Genomic DNA, 19608 nt, shown 5'->3' on the forward strand with positions numbered 1-19608 from the left:
GCGTTCCGCCGGTCATCGCCGCCGCCCGGATCACGATCGTCGATCACCCGTGGTGAGACGGAAAACACGGATCTTTCATGCGAGGGATGGGTGTTCCCGGCCCTGTAGGGCAGGGTTAGGGAATGGACCTCGATCGGCTGGCCGGCGGCGCTCATCACGACCCACACTCCATTCTCGGCGCGCATCTCGAGCGTGACGGTGTCACGATCAGGGTGCTCCGACCTCTCGCCGAGAAGGTCGAGGCACTCGTGGACGGCACGGCGCACGAGCTGCACCACGTCGCCGCCGGGGTGTTCGAGGTGACCATCCCCGGCGTGGACAAGATCCCCGACTACCGGGTGCGGATCACGTATCCGGGGGCCGAGCCGTACGAGACGGGTGACCCGTACCGGCACTGGCCGACGCTCGGTGAGGTGGACCTGCACCTGATCGGCGAGGGACGGCACGAGCGGCTGTGGGAGGTGCTCGGCGCGCGCGTGTTGCGCCACGAGGACACCGACGGCACCGCCTTCGCGGTCTGGGCGCCGAACGCGCTGGGTGTGCGGGTGATCGGCGACTTCAACCACTGGGACGGCGGCGGGCACCCCATGCGCTCGCTCGGCAGGTCGGGGGTGTGGGAGCTGTTCATCCCGGACATCGGGGCGGGCAGCCGCTACAAGTTCGCGATCCTCGGCATGGACGGCGTCTGGCGCGAGAAGGCCGACCCGATGGCCCGCCGCACCGAGGTCCCCCCGGCCACCGCGTCGATCGTCGAACGCTCCGAGTACGACTGGCGTGACGACGCGTGGATGGCGGAGCGGGCCGGCCGGGACGCGGTGGCCGAGCCGATGAGCGTGTACGAGGTGCATCTCGGTTCCTGGCGCCCCGGGCTCTCCTATCGTGATCTCGCCTCCGAGCTCGTGGCGTACGTCAAGGAGATGGGCTTCACGCACGTGGAGTTCATGCCGGTGGCCGAGCATCCGTTCGGCGGGTCGTGGGGATACCAGGTCACCTCCTACTACGCGCCGACGTCGCGGTTCGGCCCGCCCGACGATTTCCGGCATCTGGTGGACGAGTTGCACCGGGCGGGCATCGGCGTGATCGTCGACTGGGTGCCCGCGCACTTCCCCATGGACGAGTGGGCGCTGGCCCGGTTCGACGGCACCCCGCTGTACGAGCACGCCGACCCGAGCCGCGGCGAGCACCCGGACTGGGGCACCTACGTGTTCGACTTCGGGCGGCACGAGGTGCGGAACTTCCTGGTGGCGAACGCGGTCTACTGGCTGAAGGAGTTCCACGTCGACGGGCTGCGGGTGGACGCCGTGGCGTCGATGTTGTACCTCGACTACTCCCGCCGCGAGGGCGAGTGGACGCCGAACGTCTACGGCGGCAGGGAGAACCTGGACGCGATCGAGTTCCTCAAGGAGATGAACACGGTCAGCTACCGAGAGGTCCCCGGCATCGTGACGATCGCCGAGGAGTCGACGGCGTGGCCCGGGGTGTCGCGGCCCGTGCATCTGGGCGGCCTCGGCTTCGGCTTCAAGTGGAACATGGGCTGGATGCACGACACGCTGGCCTACCTCAAGCACGAGCCGATCTTCCGGCAGTACCACCACCACCAGATGACGTTCTCCCTGATGTACGCCTACTCCGAGAACTTCGTGCTGCCGTTGTCGCATGACGAGGTGGTCCACATGAAGGGGTCGCTGCTCGGCAAGATGCCCGGCGACGAGTGGCAGCGGTTCGCGAACCTCCGCGCGCTGTACGCCTTCATGTGGGCGCATCCGGGCAAGCAGCTCCTGTTCATGGGCGGGGAGTTCGGCCAGGGGTCGGAGTGGTCGGAGTCCAGGGGTCTTGACTGGTGGGTGCTCGACTTCGACTTCCACCAGGGAGTGCAGCGGCTCGTCCGCGACCTGAACCGGATATATCGCGACACGCCCGCCTTGTACGCGCTGGACACCGACCCCGGCGGGTTCCGGTGGATCGACGCCGACGACGCCCCGGGGAACGTGTTCTCCTTCCTGCGGTACGACGGAAGCGGCTCGGTGCTGGCCTGCGTCGCAAACTTCTCCGGAGCGCCGCACGAGGACTACCACCTGGGCCTTCCGGCGGCGGGCAGGTGGGAGGAGGTCGTCAACACCGACGCCTACGACTACGCCGGGAGCGGCGTGGGCAACATGGGCGCGGTCGAGGCGGTCGAGCAGCCGCACCACGGCCTCCCGTGCTCGGCGCGGCTGCGCGTGCCCCCTCTGGCCACCATCTGGCTGCGCCGTACCGAGGGGAACGCGGCGAGCGGATCGCGGTCCACCGAAATTGGTGCAAGGCCGATCTAAGCTCCGGAACCGTCACTTATGGTGGCACTATGGACGCGACGAAAGCGATCATCGATACGGTCGACCGACTGCGGCAGCGCCGCACCGCACCGCTGGTCCTAGAGCTCGACCTGACCGAGGGCCTCACGGAGGGACCGCCGGTCGACCCGCTGAGCGCGATCCTGTCCATGCGCAAGGCGCGGCTGGCCGACGTGCTCTCCGGGCTCAAGCGGGCCCGCCAGGATCCCCGGGTGCGCGCGATCATCGTCAAGATCGGCGCGCATCCGCTCGGCCTCGGCATGGTCCAGGAACTGCGGGCCGCCATCCTCCGCCTCCGCGCCACCGGGAAGCTGACCGTGGCGTTCGGGGAGACCTTCGGCGAGTTCGCCGCCGGGACCGTCCCGTACTACCTGGCCAGCGCCTGCGAGCGGGTCTACCTGCAGCCGTCCGGTGACGTGGGCCTGACGGGCATCTCGCTGGAGCAGCGCTTCGTCCGTGACGCGCTGGCCAAGGCCGGTGTGGAGTACCAGCTCGGTCAGCGGTACGAGTACAAGACCGCGGCCAACATGTTCACCCAGAACCACATGACCGACGCGCACCGCGAGTCCGCCACCCGGATCGCCGAGTCGGTGACCGAGCAGATCGTGAAGGGCATCGCCGAGGCGCGCTCGCTCACTCCGGAACGGGTCCGCGAGCTGATCGACCAGGGTCCGTTCGTCGGGCCGGAGGCTCTCGAAGCCGGTCTCATCGATGCCTTGAAATATCGGGACGAGGTGTACGGCGAGACCGTCGGGGACGCCCACCTGCTCTACGTCACCCGGTACGCCAGGAACCCGCTGCCGAAGAAGCTCCCCCACCCCGGCGAGCACGTCGTCGCCCTGGTCCACGGGATCGGCGCGATCCGCCTGGGACGCAGTGGCCGCTCGCCCCTCGGCGGCGGGAGCTCCATGGGGTCCGACACGATCTGCGCCGCACTGCGCTCGGCGCGCCGCGACGACAAGGTGAAGGCGATCGTGTTCCGGGTGGACAGCCCCGGCGGATCGTACGTCGCCTCCGACGCCATCTGGCGTGAGGTGGTGCTCGCCCGCAAGGCGGGCAAGCCGGTCATCGTCTCCATGGGCGACCTCGCCGCGTCCGGCGGGTACTTCGTGTCGATGGCCGCCGACGTGATCGTGGCCCAGCCTGGCACGCTCACCGGCTCGATCGGCGTGTTCGGCGGCAAGCCGGTCGTCGGCGAGTTGCTCGGCAAGATCGGCGTGGTGACGGAGGCGGTGAGCGAGGGCGCCAACGCCGGGATGTTCTCCCCCATGCGCGAGTTCTCCGGCCCGCAGTGGGACCGGGTGAACGCCTGGCTCGACCGGATCTACGACGACTTCGTGGGCAAGGTGGCGCAGGGACGCGGGCTGGACCGGGACCGGGCCCACGAGCTGGCCAGAGGCCGGGTCTGGACCGGGGCCGACGCCCTGGACGGCCGCCTGGTGGACGAGCTCGGCGGCCTGGAGGACGCCCTGGCCCTGGCCAGGAAGAAGGCCGGCCTCGCCGTGGACGCGCCGGTCAGGACATATCCGCGGATGCATCCCCTTGAGCGGCTGCGCCCGCCGGAGTCGAGCGAGGACAAGTCGGCGACCCAGGCCCGGGTCCGCCTGGAGGCGTGGGGCCCGATGGCCCGCGTCGCCGCCGAACTCGGCCTCCCGGCGTACGGACCGCTCGTCCTTCCCGGCTGGTGGACGATCCGCTGACCCGCCGGGGCCCGGTTGGTTTCACCCGTGTCGGTTTCACGTGTCGGTTTCATCCGGCCGGTGGAGGCCCTGCCGATCCAGATCGGCCCGGTGGTCTCACCCGGCCGATGGACGACCCGCCGATCCAGATCGGCCCGGTGGTCTCACCCGGCCGCCCGGCCTCCGTCGGCTTCAGGCCCGGATCTCACCGGCCGGACAGTGGCCGGGCAGGGCCAGCGTGATCCCGGCGATCGCCGGACGACCCGCCGGCTTGTGTGACGCGTGATCAGGCGGGGGCCACGAACGACTTGAACACGGCACGCATCGTCGGCTGGAAGCTGTTCCAGGACTTCCCGCGCACCTGCCAGTGGAGATAGCAGAACGACGACCCCGTGGAGACGACCCGCACGACCTCGCGGTAGTCGCCCGCCACCTCGGCGGCCTCGGCGGACGGCGTCGCCCTGTAGGCCGTGAACTCCAGTTCCGCCTGGGTGCCGGCGCCGGCGGGTGACTTCCTGAGGCGCTTGTACTTGTTCGCGGCGTTCGCTTTCAGGGCCAGTTCCATCTTCGCCAGATAGCTCGCGGGATCGGTGCCGCTGTCGTCGAACCGGACGTTGAGTACCGCGCGTCCCTTGGGATCCGACCACCACTGCACGCCGTACTCGTCGTGGTCGTTCTTCCAGGTCTTGGGCGCCCGGATGGTCCAGCCCCGGTCCGAGGAGAAGCCCTGGAGCGTCAGCGTCCTGGTCTGTCCGGGCTTCGACGTGGACGGGCGGCCTGCCGCGGTCCCCGTCCCCTCCTCACGCAGGAGCACCCAGCCGCCCGCCGCCACCGCCGCCGTCACGAGCAGCACGAGCGCCACGACCAGCATCGCCATACGGCCCGGCCGCATTTCGGAGCCGTGCCCGGGTCGGCCGCCCAGTGTGGGCGTTCCGGCCTCATGCGACCTCGGTGCATGTCCGAAAGGGTGGCCGGGGTGGCTGCGGTTGTCGCCATTGTGAGCCGCGTGGCTGGAGTTGCGGTGGCTGGGGTGGTTTGGGTTGTGGTGGTTGTGGTTCGGGTGGTTCTGGACGTGACGTACCGGGTCCTGCCATGGCCGGTCATGAGCCGGCGCCGTGGCGCCACCCGCCACGGGGGCCCCGTGCATGGTGCCACCCGGCATGGTGCCCCCTGACATAGGGCCGCCCGGCATGGGGACTCCCGGCATGGGGGCTCCCGCCGCGGTCCCGCTCGCCGCCTCGGCCAGCAGCCGATCCGCCTCGGCCGGGCCGACGCGGTGCACGGGATCCTTGACCAGCAACCCGGCGAGCGCGGGACGGAGGGCGGGGGGCACGGGCGCGAGATCGGCCTGCTCATTGCCGACGAGTGCCGCGAGAACCGCCATCCCGCTGGTCCGGTGGAAGGGCGCTCTGCCGGTCGCCAACGCGTACAGGGTCGCTCCGAGCGACCAGAGGTCGGAGGCGGGCCCGGCCTGCGCGCCGCTGACCCGCTCCGGAGCGATGAAGCTCGGCGATCCGGTGACCATGCCGGTCCTGGTGAGCGACGTGTCTTCCTCGAACGTGGCGATGCCGAAGTCGGTGAGGACGATCCGGCCGTCCCGCCCGATCAAAATGTTGGCGGGCTTGACGTCCCGGTGGATGACACCGGCCGCGTGGGCACAGGACAGCGCGGAGAGCACCTCCCGCCCGACGGCGGCGACCCGGGCGGCGGGGAGCGGCCCGTCCTCGGTGATGATCTGGTCCAGGGACCGCGACGGGACGAGTTCCATGACGATCCACGGACGGCCGTCGTGCCGGACGGCGTCGTAGATCGCGATGATGCCGCGATGACTGATCCGGGCCGCGGTCCGCGCCTCACGGGTGGCGCGCTCGATGAGCACGGCCCTCTGCTCGTCTCCGACCCCGGGCGGGAGGATCACCTCCTTGACCGCGACCGGCCGGTCGAGCACGGTGTCGTGGGCCTCCCAGACCGTGCCCATTCCCCCCTGACCGAGGGGACGGATCAACTGATAGCGGCCAACGATGACCTGAGGAGAAGCAGTCGTCACCGTGGCACCGTCCATCGAGAAGCATGTCGTCAATCGACGGTCGATCATGCCACAGCGATCAGGACCAAAGCGGCGTTCCTCATCAAACCAGCAGACCAGCGTGACACGTGCCGCGTATCGGGCCCGGTTCAGGAAACCGGGCGGTAGCGCGCGCGGAGCCGTACGAGCGGGGTCTTGGCGGGATCGATGTAGTCCACCGCGAGCACGGCGGCGATGAACAGCGTGTGGTCACCGGCCGGGACGACCTGGGTCGTCTCGACCTCCAGGGCGGCCACTCCTCCTTCCACGACCAGCGCCTCGCTGTACGGCCCACGGTGGTGCGGGGCGCCGGCCAGCAGTAGTCGCGCGCTCGGACGGCCGGGGGTGGCGAAACGGGAGGCGATGGCCTGCTGCCCGTCGGAGAGCAGTGCGACCGCCCAGCGGTCCCGGCGCAGCAGCATCTCGGTGAGGTAGCTTCCGGCGGCGAGGCTGACCAGGACGAGGGGCGGGTCGAGCGATACGGACATCAGCGTGGAGACCGTGGCCCCCACGTCGTCCCTGCCCTCCCGGACCGTGACCACCGACACCCCGGCGGCCAGCTGTCCCATCGCCTCGACGAACTCGCCCACCCGGCTCCCTCGTGATCACGTCGGGTCGTTGCGGTCAGAGCCTATGCCTTCGCGGGTCCGCCCCGGCGACCGCGCCCGATCGCACGACCGCCGGGGTGAGCACGCGGGTCAGACCAGGCCGTTCTGGGAGAGCCAGTCCTTGGCGACCACGGGCGGGTCGTCCTTGTCGACGGAGACCCGCTTCATCAGCGACACGAGCGTGGCGGTGTCGAGCTTCGCGGAGACGGCGTCGAGCGTGGACGTGACCGTGTCGTTCACGCCCGCCTTGTAGACGAGCGGCGCGATGTTGTCGGCGCCGAAGGCGTTCTTGTTGTCCTGGAGCGAGACCAGGTCGTTCAGCAGGATCTTCGGGTCGGTCGTGAAGACGTTGCCCACCTGGACGGTGCCACTCTTGATCGCGTCGGCGGTGGTCTCACCCGTGGGCTTCCACTCCTTGAACTCCAGACCGTAGACGTCCTTGAAGTTCTTCTCCTGGCGCTCCTTGAACTCGGGCGGGCCGCCCACGACGAAGTCCTTGGACACCTTGACCAGATCTTCGATCGTGGTCAGGTTGTGCTTCGCGGCGGTCTCCTTGGTGACCGTCAGCGAGTTGTTGTCCTCGGCCGCCGCGGGCTCGAGGACCTCAAGGTCCGCGGGGAGCGCCGTCTTCAGCCCGGCGAGGATCTCGTCCTTGGTCTTGGCCGTGGTGGTCTTGTCCACGAACGCGAGCAGCGAGCCGATGTACTCGGGCAGTACGGTCAGCCCGCCGCTCTTGATCTGGCCGTACACGATCTCGCGGCTGCCGATGTTGGGCTTCTCCTCGACGGTGACGCCCTTGGCCTGCAACGCCTGGGCGTAGATCGACGCGAGGAGCACACTCTCGGGGAAGTTGAACGAACCCACGACCACCTTCGACGCGGATGTCTCTCCCGGGGCCGCGGACGCGGAGGTGGAGGACAGCGGGTCGGACCCGCCGCCGCAGGCAGTCAAGGCGAGCGCCGCGGTCACGGCGACCGCCAGAGCGCTGACAAGGCGTTTCATCATATTCCCTTCATAATTGGGGGGTAAAGTATAGATTACCGGAACTGCCGTATACCGGGCGAGACCGCTACCCGCGAGAGCAGTGTGAAACCGGCTTGCGCCGCCAGAGCGAGCGCGACGACGAGGAAGGCGCCACCGATCGTGATCGTGTAGTTCTTGGTGGCGAGGCCGTCCATGATGAAGCGGCCGAGACCGCCGAGGCCGACGTAGGCAGCGACGGTGGCCGTCGCCACCACCTGGATGGCCGCCAGGCGCATTCCCAGGAGGATCAGCGGCAGCGCGACGGGCACGAGCACCTTGAACAGGACCTGCGGCCCGCGCAGGCCCATGCCGTACGCCGCGTCGCGCAGGTCGGGGTCCACACCGCGCACGCCCTCGTACGTGTTGACCAGGATGGGCGGGACCGCCAGCAGGACCAGAGGGATGAGCACCGGCCAGGTGCTGCCCACGCCGATGATCAGCACGACGAGGACGAGGATGCCGAGGGTGGGCAACGCCCTGGCGGCGTTCGCGCTGACCACGACGACGAGCGAGCCGCGCCCGGTGTGCCCGACCCAGAGCCCGAGCGGGATCGCGACGGCAGCCGCCATCAGCAACGCCACCACGGAGAACTCCAGGTGCTCGAGCAGGCGTACGGGGATCCCTCCCGGGCCGGACCAGTTCGCCGGATTCGAGAAGAAGTCGATCAGCCAGTTCACGCGCGCCTCCACGGGGTCAGCAGCCGCTGCGCCAGCACGAGCAGGCCGTCCGCGAGCACCGCGAGCAGGACGGTCGCCACGATGCCGACCACGATGGGCGTGGTGAACTGCCGCTGCCAGCCGTCGATGAAGAGGTAGCCGAGCCCACCCTGTCCGATGAGCGCGCCCACGCTGACCAGGCTGATGCTGGAGACGGTCGCGACCCGGAGGCCGGCCAGCACGACCGGGACCGCCAGGGGCAGCTCCACCCGCACCAGCCGGCGCAGCGGGGTGAAGCCCATGGCGACCGCCGAGTTCCGGACGTGGTCCGGGATCGAGGTGAGCCCGTCCACGACGGCGGGGATCAGGATCGCCAGTGAATAGAACGTGAGCGGCACGATGACCGTCGCCTGCCCGAGGCCGGTGATCGCGAGCATCACGATGAACACCGCGATCGACGGCAGCGAGTAGACGACGTTCATCACGCTGACCGTCGGCTGGTAGAGCCACCGCCATCGGGCGCTCGCCAGGCCCAGCGGCAACGCCAGCAACAACCCGAACAGCACCGGCAGGAACGCCATGACGACGTGCGACTCCAGCAGCGCGAGGATGCTGTCCGGCCGCCCGGTGTCCCAGTTCCGCCAGATCCAGTCCCATCGCACCAGGGGTTCGTCACCCATGCGGGTCCTCCCCGTGCGCGGGATCCTCGGGCCCGGCGTCCTGATGTCCTGTGTCCTGATGTCCGGCACCCTGATGCCCGCCGTCCTCGTGCGGGTCTCCGGGGTCCGGCACGGTGTACCGCGCGGCGTACTGCCCCAGCACCTCGTCCAGCGCCTCCCGAGGAGCGACGCCGATCACCCGCCCGTCCTCGTCGACCGCGACCGCGGTCCCGTTGGGCGCCAGCAGTGCCGCGTCCAGTGCCGCGCGCAGCGAGTCCCGCTCCGGGTTGAAGGTCCCGTACGGCAGGAGCCCGCCGTCCCCCCGCCATCCGAGCGGCCGTCCCGACGCGTCCACCACGAGGTCGGCGGGAGCCGTCACGAGCCTGACGTCCTTGGCGGGGATGAACGAGAGGCGGCGGATGCCGCGATCACGGCCGAGGAACTCGCGGACGAAGTCGTCCGCCGGCTCGCTCAGCAGCGTCGCGGGGCCCGCCATCTGGGCGAGCCGGCCGCCGACGCGCAGCACGGCGACCATGTCACCCAGCTTGATCGCCTCGTCGATGTCATGGGTGACGAACACGATCGTCTTCTGCAGGTCGGACTGGAGGCGGAGCAACTCGTCCTGCAGGCTCGCCCGGACGATCGGGTCGACCGCGCTGAACGGCTCGTCCATGAGCAGAACCGGCGGGTCGGCGGCCAATGCTCGCGCCACGCCCACCCGCTGCTGCTGGCCGCCGGAGAGCTGGAAGGGATAGCGCCCGGCCAGCTCGGAGTCCAGGCCCACCAGTTCGAGCAGCTCCATCGCCCGGGCGCGGGCCCGCTTCCTGTCCCAGCCGAGCAGGTACGGCACAGTCGCGACGTTGTCCACGATCTTGCGGTGCGGGAACAGGCCCGCCTGCTGGATGACGTACCCGATGCCCCGGCGCAGTGTGGGCGGGTCGATCTCGCGCACGTCCTGGCCGTCGAGGAGGATCCGGCCCCCCGTGGCGTCGATCATCCGGTTGATCATTCGCAACGATGTCGTCTTGCCGCATCCGGAGGGGCCGACGAACACCGTGATCGCCCCTGTGGGCGCCTCAAGGCTGAGGTCGTCCACCGCGACCGTTCCGTCGGCGTAGCGCTTGGTGACGCCTTCAAAAGTGATCACAGGAACCTCGTCCTTCGAGAGTTTGCGATCACGTCAACAACCCCGAGGCCCCTACCGTTCCCCTGAGCTCTGCTCAGCCACATGATCCTCCCCAGCCAGCCTATGCGGGCATCTCGCCCGTCATGTTCCATCTCTGGAGGAAATGGAACGGATGAATGATCTCTTAAATTACTCACTAAATATCTATCAAAAACGCTTCGAATAGTGCGGTGGCCGGTGAGGGCTTGGCATGATTGACTACACTCTCCCGACTCGCACCAACCTCAGAGGAACCGGCCGTGACAACACCGCTCACCGGTCAGCGCTCGCGCAGTGAGCTGATCGCCGAGCTCTACGAACGTCACGCCGCCGGGCTGTTCGCGTACTGCCACGACCAGCTCGGTGAGACCAGCTCCGCCGCCGACGCGGTGGTGTCCGTCTTCACCGGTGTGCCGACCGACCCTCCCCCGGCGCGTGCCGCGCTGTACGCGCTCGCCCGGCGTGAGATCTATCGCAGGGACGTCAGCTACGCCCTTCCAGCCGTCGATTCCGTGGCCGACCCGGCCACCGCGCTGATCGAGCGGGTCTTCCGTGACATCCGCCCCCACCAGCGAGAGGTCCTCCTCCTGTCCGCCGTCTGCGGACTGTCGACCGGCGAGCTCTCCTGGGTGTTCGAGGTCGCCACGGACACCGCCGCCCAGCTCACGCTCAGCGCGCGGCGCCGCTTCTCGCAGACTCTCGTGACCGCGACGACGGCCGCCAGGTCGGCGCCGTTCGTGCCGGTCAGCGTCGCGGAGGTCTACGACGCCATCGTCGTCTCGCCGATCGAGGACGTGCTGGCCCGGCTTCCCTGGCGCCGGCCCGCCGCCGCCGTGCGGGGCCGGGTCCTGTCCGCGCTGCCCATCGAGGAGCCCGGCGAGACCGCCGCGCCCGCCGCGCCCGTCGCGGCCGCCGTATCCTCGACGCTGCCGACGAGGAAGCTGTGGCCCACCACGCCCGCGTGGCCGCTGCCGCTCACCGACCCCAACCAGGTCACGAACACGTGCGTGCTCCCGGCCGAGGCTCTCGCGCCGCCGAAGCCGGGCCGCAGGCCCAAGCACGAGGCGACGACCGAGCCGATGCCCCGGCTGCGTCCTTCGCTCCTGGCGGCGTTCACCGACCGCAAGCGACGCGCTTCGCTGGCTCCCGCCGAGCTGGAGGTCCCGCAGGCGTCCGCTCCGGCGGAGCTGGACGCCCCACCGGCCAGGGCGGCGCTGCCCGCTCCGCCTCCGTCGGCGCTCCCGGCTCCGGTGGATGTCGCTCCTCCGGCCTCTGAGACAGCCACGCATTCCCGTACGGCCGAGACGGGTTCCCCGACGTCGTGGGGATCCGCATTCGGGAGGCTCAGCACGCCCGGTCCCGACACGCAGGTGTTCGATCCCGCGGGGTTCGGCACGGCGGGACCCGACACGCAGGTGTTCGATGCGTTCCGCCCCGCCGAGGAGACATCGGCCGCGTCGGCGGCCTTCCCGGCCCTGACGAGCTCCCCTGCTCCGGCGATCGAGGCGGCGCCCGCCGCCGAGGCCGCCACCGTGCGGGTTGACGCCGTGCGGGTTGACGCCGTACCCACCGCACCTGCCGAGGTCGCCACGCCCGCCGAGAGCGGTACGACGGCCCGAGCCGACAAGGCCACCAAGCAGCACAAGGCCAAGGCAAAGAAGAGCACCAGAGCGAAGGCCAAGGCGCGGGAAACGACCACCCTGGCCATGACCGGGGCCGAGACCGGCGCCGTGGCCGAGTCCAGAGCCGAGTCCAGTGCCGTGGCCGAGTCCGGGGCCAAGGGCACGGCGAGAAGCAAGGGCACGGCAAGGGGCAAGGAGAAGGCACGGTCGCGCGGGAAACGGGAGCACCATTACGACTGGGCCTGGGAGATCGTCGGCTTCCTGATCTGCCTGGCGATCGCGCTGATCGTCTTCTTCTCGCTCCCCACCTTCGTCACGCCCTGACGTTCCCGGCGACGTACGGCCGGCCGGTGCGCCTGCCGTACGTCAGGGAAGGGCGAGCCGGACGGTGGCGGTGGCGTGGGCCCCGAGGCTGACCGTTCCGCATACGTCGATCGTGAACTCCGGCCCCGTCGCCTCGGTCACGGTGCCGGACAGGGTCAGCGTGTCACCGGCGTACGCGGGGGCGCCCAGTTTCACCTTGATGCCGTGGACGAGGGCACACGGCCCCGTCCAGTCGGTGACGTACCGCTCGATGAGCCCCACCGTCGTCAGGATGTTGAGGAAGATGTCCTTCGAGCCCTGCGCGCGGGCGCGCTCCACGTCGTGATGCACGGGGGTGAAGTCGCGGGTCGCGATCGCGGTCGAGATGATCAGGGTCGGGGTGAGCGGGATGGTGAGCTCCGGGAGCGAGATCCCGGCTCTCGGGGCTTCCGTCAGGCTTCTCTGCATCTTGGCTCCCGGGGAATCCGCATCGGCAGGATCAGTTCATCGTCGATGGGCACCGTCCCCGACGATCGCCTGCCGTAGCGGGTGCGGCTCCTGCTCCTCGGGCGGGTATTTCCTCTCCCCCGGGCGGAACTTCAGCACCCGGAACATCATGTCGGCGACCGGCTCCGCCCCGGAGTACCAGGTCACCAGCCAGGTGATGAAGTAACCCTCGCCGAGCGCGGTCCGCTTCGGACCGGCGAGATCGGCCATCCGCGTGGCGGAGGTGAGCACCTCACCCGGCCTGAGATAGCGGTGGTAGGTGTGCTCGCAGTCGGTCGCGACGACACCCGTGTATCCGTGCTCGTCGATCGCGTCCAGCATGTCGTCGAGCGGTGTCCGGGGGCGTTCGCCCCGCTGCACCAGGCCCGCCATGGTCCATACCTGGATCATGGCGGGAGGCGCGACCGCGTCGGGCCCGGCGTAGCGGGGGTCGCGGTCCCCCATCGCCTCGGCCCAGTGCCGGATCATCGGCAGGTTGACCGGAAGCGGAGCGGACAGGCGCGGTCCCTCCCCGGCCGCGATCACCTGGGCGGCCAGCTCGTGCAACACGCCCACCACGTTCCCGCGGCTCTCCGGCACCTCCGCACCGCCCGTGCCGCCCGGGTTGTTCATGCTCATCGGGGAGGCTTCGGGAGCTGGAGGCCGAGCATGGCGATCAGCTCGCGCTGGACCTCGTTGACGCCGCCGCCGAAGGTGAGCACGAGCGCGCCCTTGACGCCACGGTCGACCCGCTCGATCAGATCGCGGGTCTCCTCGTCGCCGGGGTCGCCGTACCTGGCGAGGGTCTCGGCGACGATGCGGCCGACGTCCTGCATCCGCTCGGAGGCGTAGATCTTGGTGGCTGAGGCGTCGGGCGCTCCCAGCCAGCCCAAATCCATGTTGGCGGCGACCTGCCAGTTCAGGAGCTCATTGGTCCGGAAATACGCGTACACCTGGGCGATCGCCCGCCGGACCGCCGGGTTCTCGAAGAGCGGCCTGCCGTCACGGCCCGGCTTCTCCTTGGCCCACCGGACGAACCGGATGTACGTGTGTCCGATGTTGCCCGCCGGTCCGAGCGTCACCCGCTCGTGGTTGAGCTGGTTGACGATCAGATCCCAGCCCTTGTTCTCCTCGCCGACGACCATGTTCACCGGGACGCGGACATCGCTGTAGTACGTCGAGTTCGTGTGGTGCCGCCCGTCCATGGTGATGATGGGCGTCCAGGAGTAGCCGGGGTCGGCGCAGTCCACGATCATCATGGTGATCCCGCGATGCTTCTTCGCGGCCGGGTCCGTACGCGCGGCGAGCCAGATGTACTGCGAGTGGTGCGCTCCCGACGTGAAGATCTTCTGCCCGTTGACCACGTAGTGATCGCCGTCCCGGACAGCGGTGGTTCGCAGGGAGGCGAGGTCCGTGCCCGCCTCCGGCTCGCTGTACCCGACGGCGAAATGGCACTCTCCCGCGAGGATGCGTGGAAGGAAGAACTCCTTCTGCTCGGCGGTGCCGTACTGCATGAGGGTCGGGCCCACCGTTCCCACCGTGATGATCGGATACGGCACCTCGGCTCGGGCGATCTCGTTCGCGAAGATCTGCTGCTCCAGCGGGCCGTACCCGCCGCCGCCGTACTCCTTGGGCCACCCGAGGCCGAGCTTGCCGTCCTGGCCCAGCCGCCTGCAGTGCTCCATGTACGCGGGACCGAACGGATCGTCCGCGATCTTCTCGCGGTCCTCGGCGGTGATGCAGCCCGCGAAGTAGTCGCGCAGCTCGTCACGGATCCGGCGCTGCTCCCGCGTGAGTTCGATGAACATCAGACCAAGGCTCCGATCAGGTCGAGCTGGGCCTCCGCGCCACCGAGCAGGCGGGCGGCGTGATTGCCCCAGGCGAAGTAACGGTGCAGCGGGTAGGTCACGTCCAGGCCCATGCCGCCGTGCAGGTGCTGGCAGGTGTACAGGGCTCTCACCACGGAGTCCGTCGCGGCGTAGGCGGCGATCGCCAGATCCTCCTCGGCGGGCAGCCCCTCGGCCAATCGCCACACGCCCGACCAGACGGCCACGTCGATCGCCCGCGCCGCGACGTAGACGTCGGCGATCTGCATGGTCACGGCCTGGAACTCGGCCAGCGCCCGATCGAACTGCCTGCGCGTCCTGATGTAGTCGGTGGTGAGCTTGAGCGCACCCGCCAGGACTCCGGAGGCGGTCGCGGTGATCGCCGCGAGGGCGTGCAGGCGCAACGCCTCGTAGGCCAGGCCGTCCGCCGCCCCGACGGCTTCTCCCGGGACGCCGTCCATGGTGATCACCGCACCCGGCTCTCCGGTGGTCAGCGGCATCTCCTGGATGGCGACCGCGCCGGGATCGACCAGGAACAACCCGACGCCCGCGCCCTCGACCCGGGCGGCCACCAGGATCCGCGACGCCACGGCGGCATGGGACACCATGCTCTTGCGCCCGGTGATCCGGCCGTCCCTGGCGATCGTCGCGGGCGGCTCCGCGAAGTCCGCGCCGGGTTCGCGCAGCGCGACCGCCAGCACGGCCGCTCCATCGGCGAGTGACGCGAGCGCCGCTCGCTGCTCGGATGTGCCGTACCGGCCGATCGTGAGCGCGGCGACCAGGCTGGACAGCGCCGGTACGGGCGCGACGTGAGCCCCGATCTCCCTGAGGATCACCGCCATCTCGACCGGACCGAGCCCCGCGCCGCCCGCCTCCTCCGGCAGGCACACGCCGAGCAACCCCGCCTGCGCCATGGCCGCCCAGACCCCGGAGTCGTACGGCAGGCCGGACTCCTCGTGCGCCTCGATCCTGGCGTGGGTGGCCGTACGCCCCAGGACGTCAGCGGTCAGGGTGCGTAACTCTGCCTGATTCTCGTCCAGGTTGAAGTCCATCGGGTCTCCAGAAGGTCGTACCGGGCGAACTTGTTCGCGATCCGGATCAGTGGTGGGGTGCGGACGTCTGGATCTCTTCGGCCGGCTCGCAGGCCATCGTGCGGGGCTGGACTCTTCGGCCGGCTCGCAGGCCATCGTGCAGTCAGCTCACCGGCCACCGCGCTGTCGCCGTCGCCGTCGCCGTCGCGGCAGTGATCTCCGTCTCATCTCCACGGACATCTCGGCGGTCGTTTCGGAGGCCGCCTCCGAGATCGTCTCCGGGTCATCTCGGGCGGCCACCGGCACGGCATGGTGCCCCGCCACGGCATCGCTCACGTTGGCCTCCTCCAGAGGACGCTCCAACCGCAAAGTAGAACAGGGTCTAATCTCTGTCCAGTGTGTGACCTCTCGTCTCCGTCAGGACATCCGACCGAAACGAGAAAGACATGCAAGGACGTCGTTCTTTGTGACTGGTGAGTAACCATCCAGCGGGGAAAGAAGTCAGATAACGTGTTCTCATGCGCACTCCGCATGCCGCCACAGAGACCGCGACGCCGCACCCAGAAGGGGCTGCCAGCGTGGAGAACCACCCGACCGCCGGGAACGCCGCGAACGCCGCAGCCACCCCGGGCGCCCGCACGCGAAGCCAGCTCCAGCGGCGTAAGCGCATCGTGCAGGCGGCGGCCGCACTCGCCTCGCGCGGAGGCGTCGAAGCCATGCAGATGCGGACCGTGGCCGAACGCGCCGGCGTCGCGCTTGGCACGCTCTACCGCTACTTCCCATCCAAGATGGATCTCGTCGTGGCGGTCGTGAGCGAGGAGATCGATCTCCTGGAGTCCAGCATCCAACGCCGCCCACCGAGCTCCCCGACCGCCTCCGGACGAGCAGTCGATGTCCTGATGCGGGCGGCCCGAGGGCTGATGCGCGAGCCCGAGCTCGCTGACGCGCTGCTCCGATCGCTGATCATGACCGAGGTCGAGACCCCGTTCGGCGACCGGATGGCCCGGCTCCTGCTCCGTGTCGCCGGCAACGGCCTCACCGTCGAACTGGCCACGGAGGACCAGCTCACCCTCGCCGACTCGCTCGCCAGCGTGTGGGTCCACGAGCTGCTGGAGATGCTCCGCGGGCTGCGGACCTACGACCAGATCCAGCACCGGATCGAGATCGTCTCCTCCCGGCTGCTGGTCGACTTCTGAACCCGACCCCCGGCCCTCCCTGAACCAACCCCCACCCTTCCACCGAAATATGGAACCGGTTACAGTCCTGAACTGGAATAAGGTTCTGAAACGGAGGAGGTCACCGTGGGCACGCCGGTGATTGTCGAGGCGGTACGCACTCCGATCGGGAAGCGGAACGGCTGGCTCGCGGGACTGAAACCGCAGGCCGTCCTGGGCGCCACGCTCAAGGGGCTGGTCACGAGGTCCGGCATCGACCCCTCGATCGTCGGACAGGTCTTCGCGGGCTGCGTGACGCAGGCGGGCGAACAGGGCGGGCACGTCGGCCGCTACGCCTGGTTGTACGCCGGCCTGCCGTACCAGACGGGCGTGACGACGATCGACGCCCAGTGCGGGTCGTCCCAGCAGGCGGTCCACATTGTGGCCGCGATGATCCACGCGGGCGTCATCGACGTCGGCATCGCCTGCGGTGTCGAGGTGATGAGCCGCCAGCCCCTCATGAGCAACGTCCAGCCCGCGAGGCCGAAACCGGACGACTGGTCGCTGGACATGCCCGACCAGTTCTCCGCCGCCGAGCGGATCGCGCAGCGCCGCGGCATCACCCGCGACCGGCTGGACGCCTTCGGCGCCCGGTCCCAGCATCTGGCGGCCAAGGCGTGGGCCGACAACCGGTTCGAGCGCGAGATCCTGCCGGTGGTCGCCCCCGTACTCGGGGAAGACGGGCAGCCGACCGGCGAGAGCCGTACCGTCATCAAGGACCAGGGACTCCGCGAGACCACGGTCGACAAACTCGCCGGTCTCCGCCCCGTACTGGGCGAGAACGGGATGCACACGGCGGGCACGTCCTCGCAGATCTCCGACGGTGCGGCGGCCGTCCTGCTGATGAGCGAGGAGGCCGCCACACAACACGGCCTGCGCCCCCGCGCACGGATCCTGGCCCAGGCGCTCGTCGGCAGCGAGCCCTACTACCACCTCGACGGACCGGTGGACGCGACGGCCAAGGTGTTCGCGCAGACCGGGATGTCCGCGAGCGACGTCGATCTGTTCGAGGTGAACGAGGCGTTCGCATCGGTCGTCCTCTCGTGGGCGTCTGTGCACGAACCGGACATGGCCCGCGTGAACGTCAACGGAGGCGCGATCGCGTTGGGCCACCCGGTCGGCGCCACCGGCTCCCGCCTGATCACGACGGCGTTGCACGAACTGGAGCGATCCGACTCCTCGACCGCACTGATCTCGATGTGCGCCGGAGGCGCGCTCGCCACGGCCACGATCATCGAGCGCCTCTGACATCCTGATCGACTCTCGGAATTCACCGCCGGGCGCGAACAGCCGACACGGCCGACACGGCCGAGTTGACCGTTGTTCCGCCCGGCAGCCCGAGAGGCATGAACCCAACCCCGGCGCCGACCGCCCGCAGAGACCACAGATCCACAGACCCACGGCCGTCGGCCCAGAGCCCACGGCCCCACAGCCCAGGCCCACAACTCAGACCCAGGGCCCCACAGACCCACGGCCGCACAGCCCAGGCCGAAAGCCCACGGCCCCACAGCCCCACAGGCCAGGGCCCACAGGACCACAGCGACAGCGACAGCGACAGCGACAGCGACAGCGACAGCGACAGCGACAGCGACAGCGACAGCGACAGCGACAGCGACAGCGACAGCGACAGCGGGGCATGGCTTCGCGTCCTCCGGCCATACACTTGGAGACATCCGATGTCTAGGAGCCCGGACTGGGGCTCTGGTGGGGTGCGTGGCGTGGCGGTCACCGACGCGGCGATTGACAGAATCAAAGAGATGATCATCTCGGGTGAGCTCGCCCCAGGTGATCGGCTTCCCAAGGAAGCCGACCTTGCCGAGCGGCTCGGGCTGTCGCGCAACTCGTTGCGCGAGGCCGTGCGGGCGCTCTCTCTCATCAACGTCCTGGACGTACGGCAGGGCGACGGCACCTATGTCACCAGCCTCCAGCCCAATCTGCTCCTCGACGCCATGTCCTTCGTGGTGGACTTCCATCGGGACGACACCGTTCTGCAGTTCCTGGAGGTACGGCGCATCCTGGAACCGGCCGCGACCGCCATGGCGGCTACCACCATGTCCGAAGACGACATCAAGGGCCTCCGCGAGATCCTTGACTCTCTTCCGGAAGATCCCAGCATCGAGCAACTCGTCGCCAACGACCTGGAGTTCCACCAGCACATCGCGGCCGGGGCGGGAAACGCCGTCCTCTGTTCCTTGATCGAGAGTCTGTCCGGCCCGACGACCCGTGCCCGGGTGTGGCGCGGCCTCACCCAGGAGGGCGCGCTCGGCAAGACGCGCGAGCAACACGTCGCCATCTACGAGGCGATCGCGGGCAGGCAGTCGGAACTGGCCAGAGCCTGGGCGACCGTCCACGTGGCCGGGGTGGAGGAGTGGCTCCGCAAGGCTCTTTAACTTGGGGTTGCTCCTTGAGCGTCAGCATGGCCGAACCGCCTCGCAAGTCCTCCACGCTCAATCGGGCAGAACCGCCGCACGAAACCCTCATGCGCAACCCGGCCCAACCGCCCCACGCTCAGGCTTAACTCGACCTCATGGCCCCACGCCACGCTCAATCGGGCAGAACCGCCGCAGAAAACCTCCACGTCAACCTGGCCCAACTGCCCCACGTTCACGCTCAACCCGGCCTAACCGCCCCGCGAAAGGTCGTCATGTAGTGGCGGGAGCTCAGGACGTCCACCTTCCTGACCACGTCGCCCGTCTTCGGTGCGTGGATCATCATCCCGTCGCCGGCGTACATCCCCACATGAGTCGGTGCGGCGGTGGTGCCGCCGAAGAACATCAGGTCTCCCGGGCGTAGTTCGCTGAGAGGCACCTGGCGGCCCTGACGGAACTGGGTGCCCGTGTAGTGGCCGAGGCCGACCCCGGCCTTCGCCCACGCCGCCATCACCAGGCCGGAGCAGTCGAAGCCGATCCGGGCGGCTCCCCTGCCGACCCCCTTGCTCGGC

At 69.4% G+C, this 19608-nt stretch carries 17 protein-coding genes; 6 read left to right on the plus strand and 11 right to left on the minus strand.

All coding sequences use genetic code 11. The features are described 5' to 3' along the window. The first annotated feature begins 122 nt into the window (after window positions 1–122). Both glgB and sppA read left to right on the plus strand, forming a co-directional pair. Window positions 123–2312 (plus strand): 1,4-alpha-glucan branching protein GlgB, encoded by a 2190-nt coding sequence (gene glgB / locus IMZ11_RS19460; protein WP_228643448.1) that lies wholly within the window; start codon window positions 123–125, stop codon window positions 2310–2312. 29 nt (window positions 2313–2341) lie between these two features. Continuing rightward, the gene (gene sppA, locus IMZ11_RS19465) at window positions 2342–4030 is read left to right on the plus strand and encodes a signal peptide peptidase SppA (RefSeq protein ID WP_228643450.1); all 1689 of its coding nucleotides are present in this window, start codon (window positions 2342–2344) and stop codon (window positions 4028–4030) included. A 265-nt stretch (window positions 4031–4295) separates the two neighbouring features. Here sppA and IMZ11_RS19470 read toward each other — a convergent pair whose 3' ends face one another. From IMZ11_RS19470 to IMZ11_RS19495, 6 genes are all read right to left on the minus strand, one after another. Beyond that, window positions 4296–6104, minus strand: coding sequence for a serine/threonine-protein kinase (locus IMZ11_RS19470; RefSeq protein ID WP_308066821.1), 1809 nt, complete (start codon window positions 6102–6104; stop codon window positions 4296–4298). Between the two features lie 80 nt (window positions 6105–6184). After that, window positions 6185–6664, minus strand: coding sequence for a flavin reductase family protein (locus IMZ11_RS19475; protein WP_228643452.1), 480 nt, complete (start codon window positions 6662–6664; stop codon window positions 6185–6187). 108 nt (window positions 6665–6772) lie between these two features. Continuing rightward, window positions 6773–7687 (minus strand): ABC transporter substrate-binding protein, encoded by a 915-nt coding sequence (locus tag IMZ11_RS19480; RefSeq protein WP_228643454.1) that lies wholly within the window; start codon window positions 7685–7687, stop codon window positions 6773–6775. A gap of 32 nt (window positions 7688–7719) precedes the next feature. Further along, window positions 7720–8382, minus strand: a complete 663-nt coding sequence (locus IMZ11_RS19485) for an ABC transporter permease (RefSeq protein ID WP_228643456.1) — start codon at window positions 8380–8382, stop codon at window positions 7720–7722. Beyond that, complete coding sequence (locus IMZ11_RS19490; protein WP_061255115.1) at window positions 8379–9041, minus strand: ABC transporter permease; 663 nt, start codon at window positions 9039–9041, stop codon at window positions 8379–8381. Before IMZ11_RS19490 ends, IMZ11_RS19485 begins: the two co-directional genes overlap by 4 nt. After that, a complete protein-coding gene (locus tag IMZ11_RS19495) occupies window positions 9034–10167 on the minus strand; it encodes an ABC transporter ATP-binding protein (RefSeq protein WP_228643458.1) in 1134 nt (377 codons plus the stop codon). The genes IMZ11_RS19490 and IMZ11_RS19495 overlap by 8 nt, the downstream gene beginning before the upstream one ends. A 278-nt stretch (window positions 10168–10445) precedes the next feature. Between IMZ11_RS19495 and IMZ11_RS19500 the strand changes: the two genes are divergently transcribed. Then, window positions 10446–12131: a hypothetical protein gene (locus IMZ11_RS19500; RefSeq protein ID WP_228643486.1), complete on the plus strand. Its 1686-nt coding sequence runs from the start codon at window positions 10446–10448 to the stop codon at window positions 12129–12131. A gap of 42 nt (window positions 12132–12173) precedes the next feature. Here IMZ11_RS19500 and IMZ11_RS19505 read toward each other — a convergent pair whose 3' ends face one another. The 4 genes from IMZ11_RS19505 to IMZ11_RS19520 are packed head-to-tail and all read right to left on the minus strand — an operon-like array spanning window position 12174 to window position 15474. Beyond that, window positions 12174–12578, minus strand: coding sequence for a MaoC family dehydratase (locus tag IMZ11_RS19505; RefSeq protein WP_228643460.1), 405 nt, complete (start codon window positions 12576–12578; stop codon window positions 12174–12176). Window positions 12579–12614: 36 nt separating this feature from the next. Beyond that, window positions 12615–13235 (minus strand): MaoC family dehydratase N-terminal domain-containing protein, encoded by a 621-nt coding sequence (locus IMZ11_RS19510; protein ID WP_228643462.1) that lies wholly within the window; start codon window positions 13233–13235, stop codon window positions 12615–12617. Further along, window positions 13232–14404, minus strand: a complete 1173-nt coding sequence (locus IMZ11_RS19515; RefSeq protein ID WP_228643465.1) for an acyl-CoA dehydrogenase family protein — start codon at window positions 14402–14404, stop codon at window positions 13232–13234. The genes IMZ11_RS19510 and IMZ11_RS19515 overlap by 4 nt, the downstream gene beginning before the upstream one ends. Further along, a complete protein-coding gene (locus tag IMZ11_RS19520; protein WP_228643467.1) occupies window positions 14404–15474 on the minus strand; it encodes an acyl-CoA dehydrogenase family protein in 1071 nt (356 codons plus the stop codon). Before IMZ11_RS19520 ends, IMZ11_RS19515 begins: the two co-directional genes overlap by 1 nt. A 497-nt stretch (window positions 15475–15971) precedes the next feature. On the opposite strand from IMZ11_RS19520, the gene IMZ11_RS19525 reads away from it, so the two are divergent. The 3 genes from IMZ11_RS19525 (at window position 15972) to IMZ11_RS19535 (ending at window position 19057) form a co-directional block, all read left to right on the plus strand. Then, a complete protein-coding gene (locus tag IMZ11_RS19525; RefSeq protein WP_082776784.1) occupies window positions 15972–16649 on the plus strand; it encodes a TetR family transcriptional regulator in 678 nt (225 codons plus the stop codon). A gap of 105 nt (window positions 16650–16754) precedes the next feature. Then, on the plus strand, window positions 16755–17915 hold the full coding sequence (locus tag IMZ11_RS19530; protein WP_228643469.1) for a steroid 3-ketoacyl-CoA thiolase: 1161 nt from the start codon (window positions 16755–16757) through the stop codon (window positions 17913–17915). A 428-nt stretch (window positions 17916–18343) separates the two neighbouring features. Further along, a complete protein-coding gene (locus IMZ11_RS19535; protein WP_228643470.1) occupies window positions 18344–19057 on the plus strand; it encodes a FadR/GntR family transcriptional regulator in 714 nt (237 codons plus the stop codon). Between the two features lie 220 nt (window positions 19058–19277). On the opposite strand, the gene IMZ11_RS19540 is transcribed toward IMZ11_RS19535, so the two are convergent. Next, window positions 19278–19608: C40 family peptidase (locus tag IMZ11_RS19540; protein WP_228643472.1), on the minus strand; the 331-nt coding region annotated here is incomplete at its 5' end.

It is taken from the genome of Microtetraspora sp. AC03309 (assembly GCF_020826795.1).
GTDB classification, from domain to species: domain Bacteria; phylum Actinomycetota; class Actinomycetes; order Streptosporangiales; family Streptosporangiaceae; genus Microtetraspora; species Microtetraspora glauca.

What these genes read in the sequence shown, in the direction of transcription:
- glgB (WP_228643448.1), top strand. Translation starts at nt 123, where the DNA reads ATGGACCTCGATCGGCTGGCCGGCGGCGCTCATCACGACCCACACTCC.
- sppA (WP_228643450.1), top strand. Translation starts at nt 2,342, where the DNA reads ATGGACGCGACGAAAGCGATCATCGATACGGTCGACCGACTGCGGCAG.
- IMZ11_RS19470 (WP_308066821.1), bottom strand. Translation starts at nt 6,104, where the DNA reads ATGATCGACCGTCGATTGACGACATGCTTCTCGATGGACGGTGCCACG.
- IMZ11_RS19480 (WP_228643454.1), bottom strand. Translation starts at nt 7,687, where the DNA reads ATGATGAAACGCCTTGTCAGCGCTCTGGCGGTCGCCGTGACCGCGGCG.
- IMZ11_RS19490 (WP_061255115.1), bottom strand. Translation starts at nt 9,041, where the DNA reads ATGGGTGACGAACCCCTGGTGCGATGGGACTGGATCTGGCGGAACTGG.
- IMZ11_RS19505 (WP_228643460.1), bottom strand. Translation starts at nt 12,578, where the DNA reads ATGCAGAGAAGCCTGACGGAAGCCCCGAGAGCCGGGATCTCGCTCCCG.
- IMZ11_RS19510 (WP_228643462.1), bottom strand. Translation starts at nt 13,235, where the DNA reads ATGAGCATGAACAACCCGGGCGGCACGGGCGGTGCGGAGGTGCCGGAG.
- IMZ11_RS19515 (WP_228643465.1), bottom strand. Translation starts at nt 14,404, where the DNA reads ATGTTCATCGAACTCACGCGGGAGCAGCGCCGGATCCGTGACGAGCTG.
- IMZ11_RS19520 (WP_228643467.1), bottom strand. Translation starts at nt 15,474, where the DNA reads ATGGACTTCAACCTGGACGAGAATCAGGCAGAGTTACGCACCCTGACC.
- IMZ11_RS19525 (WP_082776784.1), top strand. Translation starts at nt 15,972, where the DNA reads ATGCGCACTCCGCATGCCGCCACAGAGACCGCGACGCCGCACCCAGAA.
- IMZ11_RS19535 (WP_228643470.1), top strand. Translation starts at nt 18,344, where the DNA reads ATGTCTAGGAGCCCGGACTGGGGCTCTGGTGGGGTGCGTGGCGTGGCG.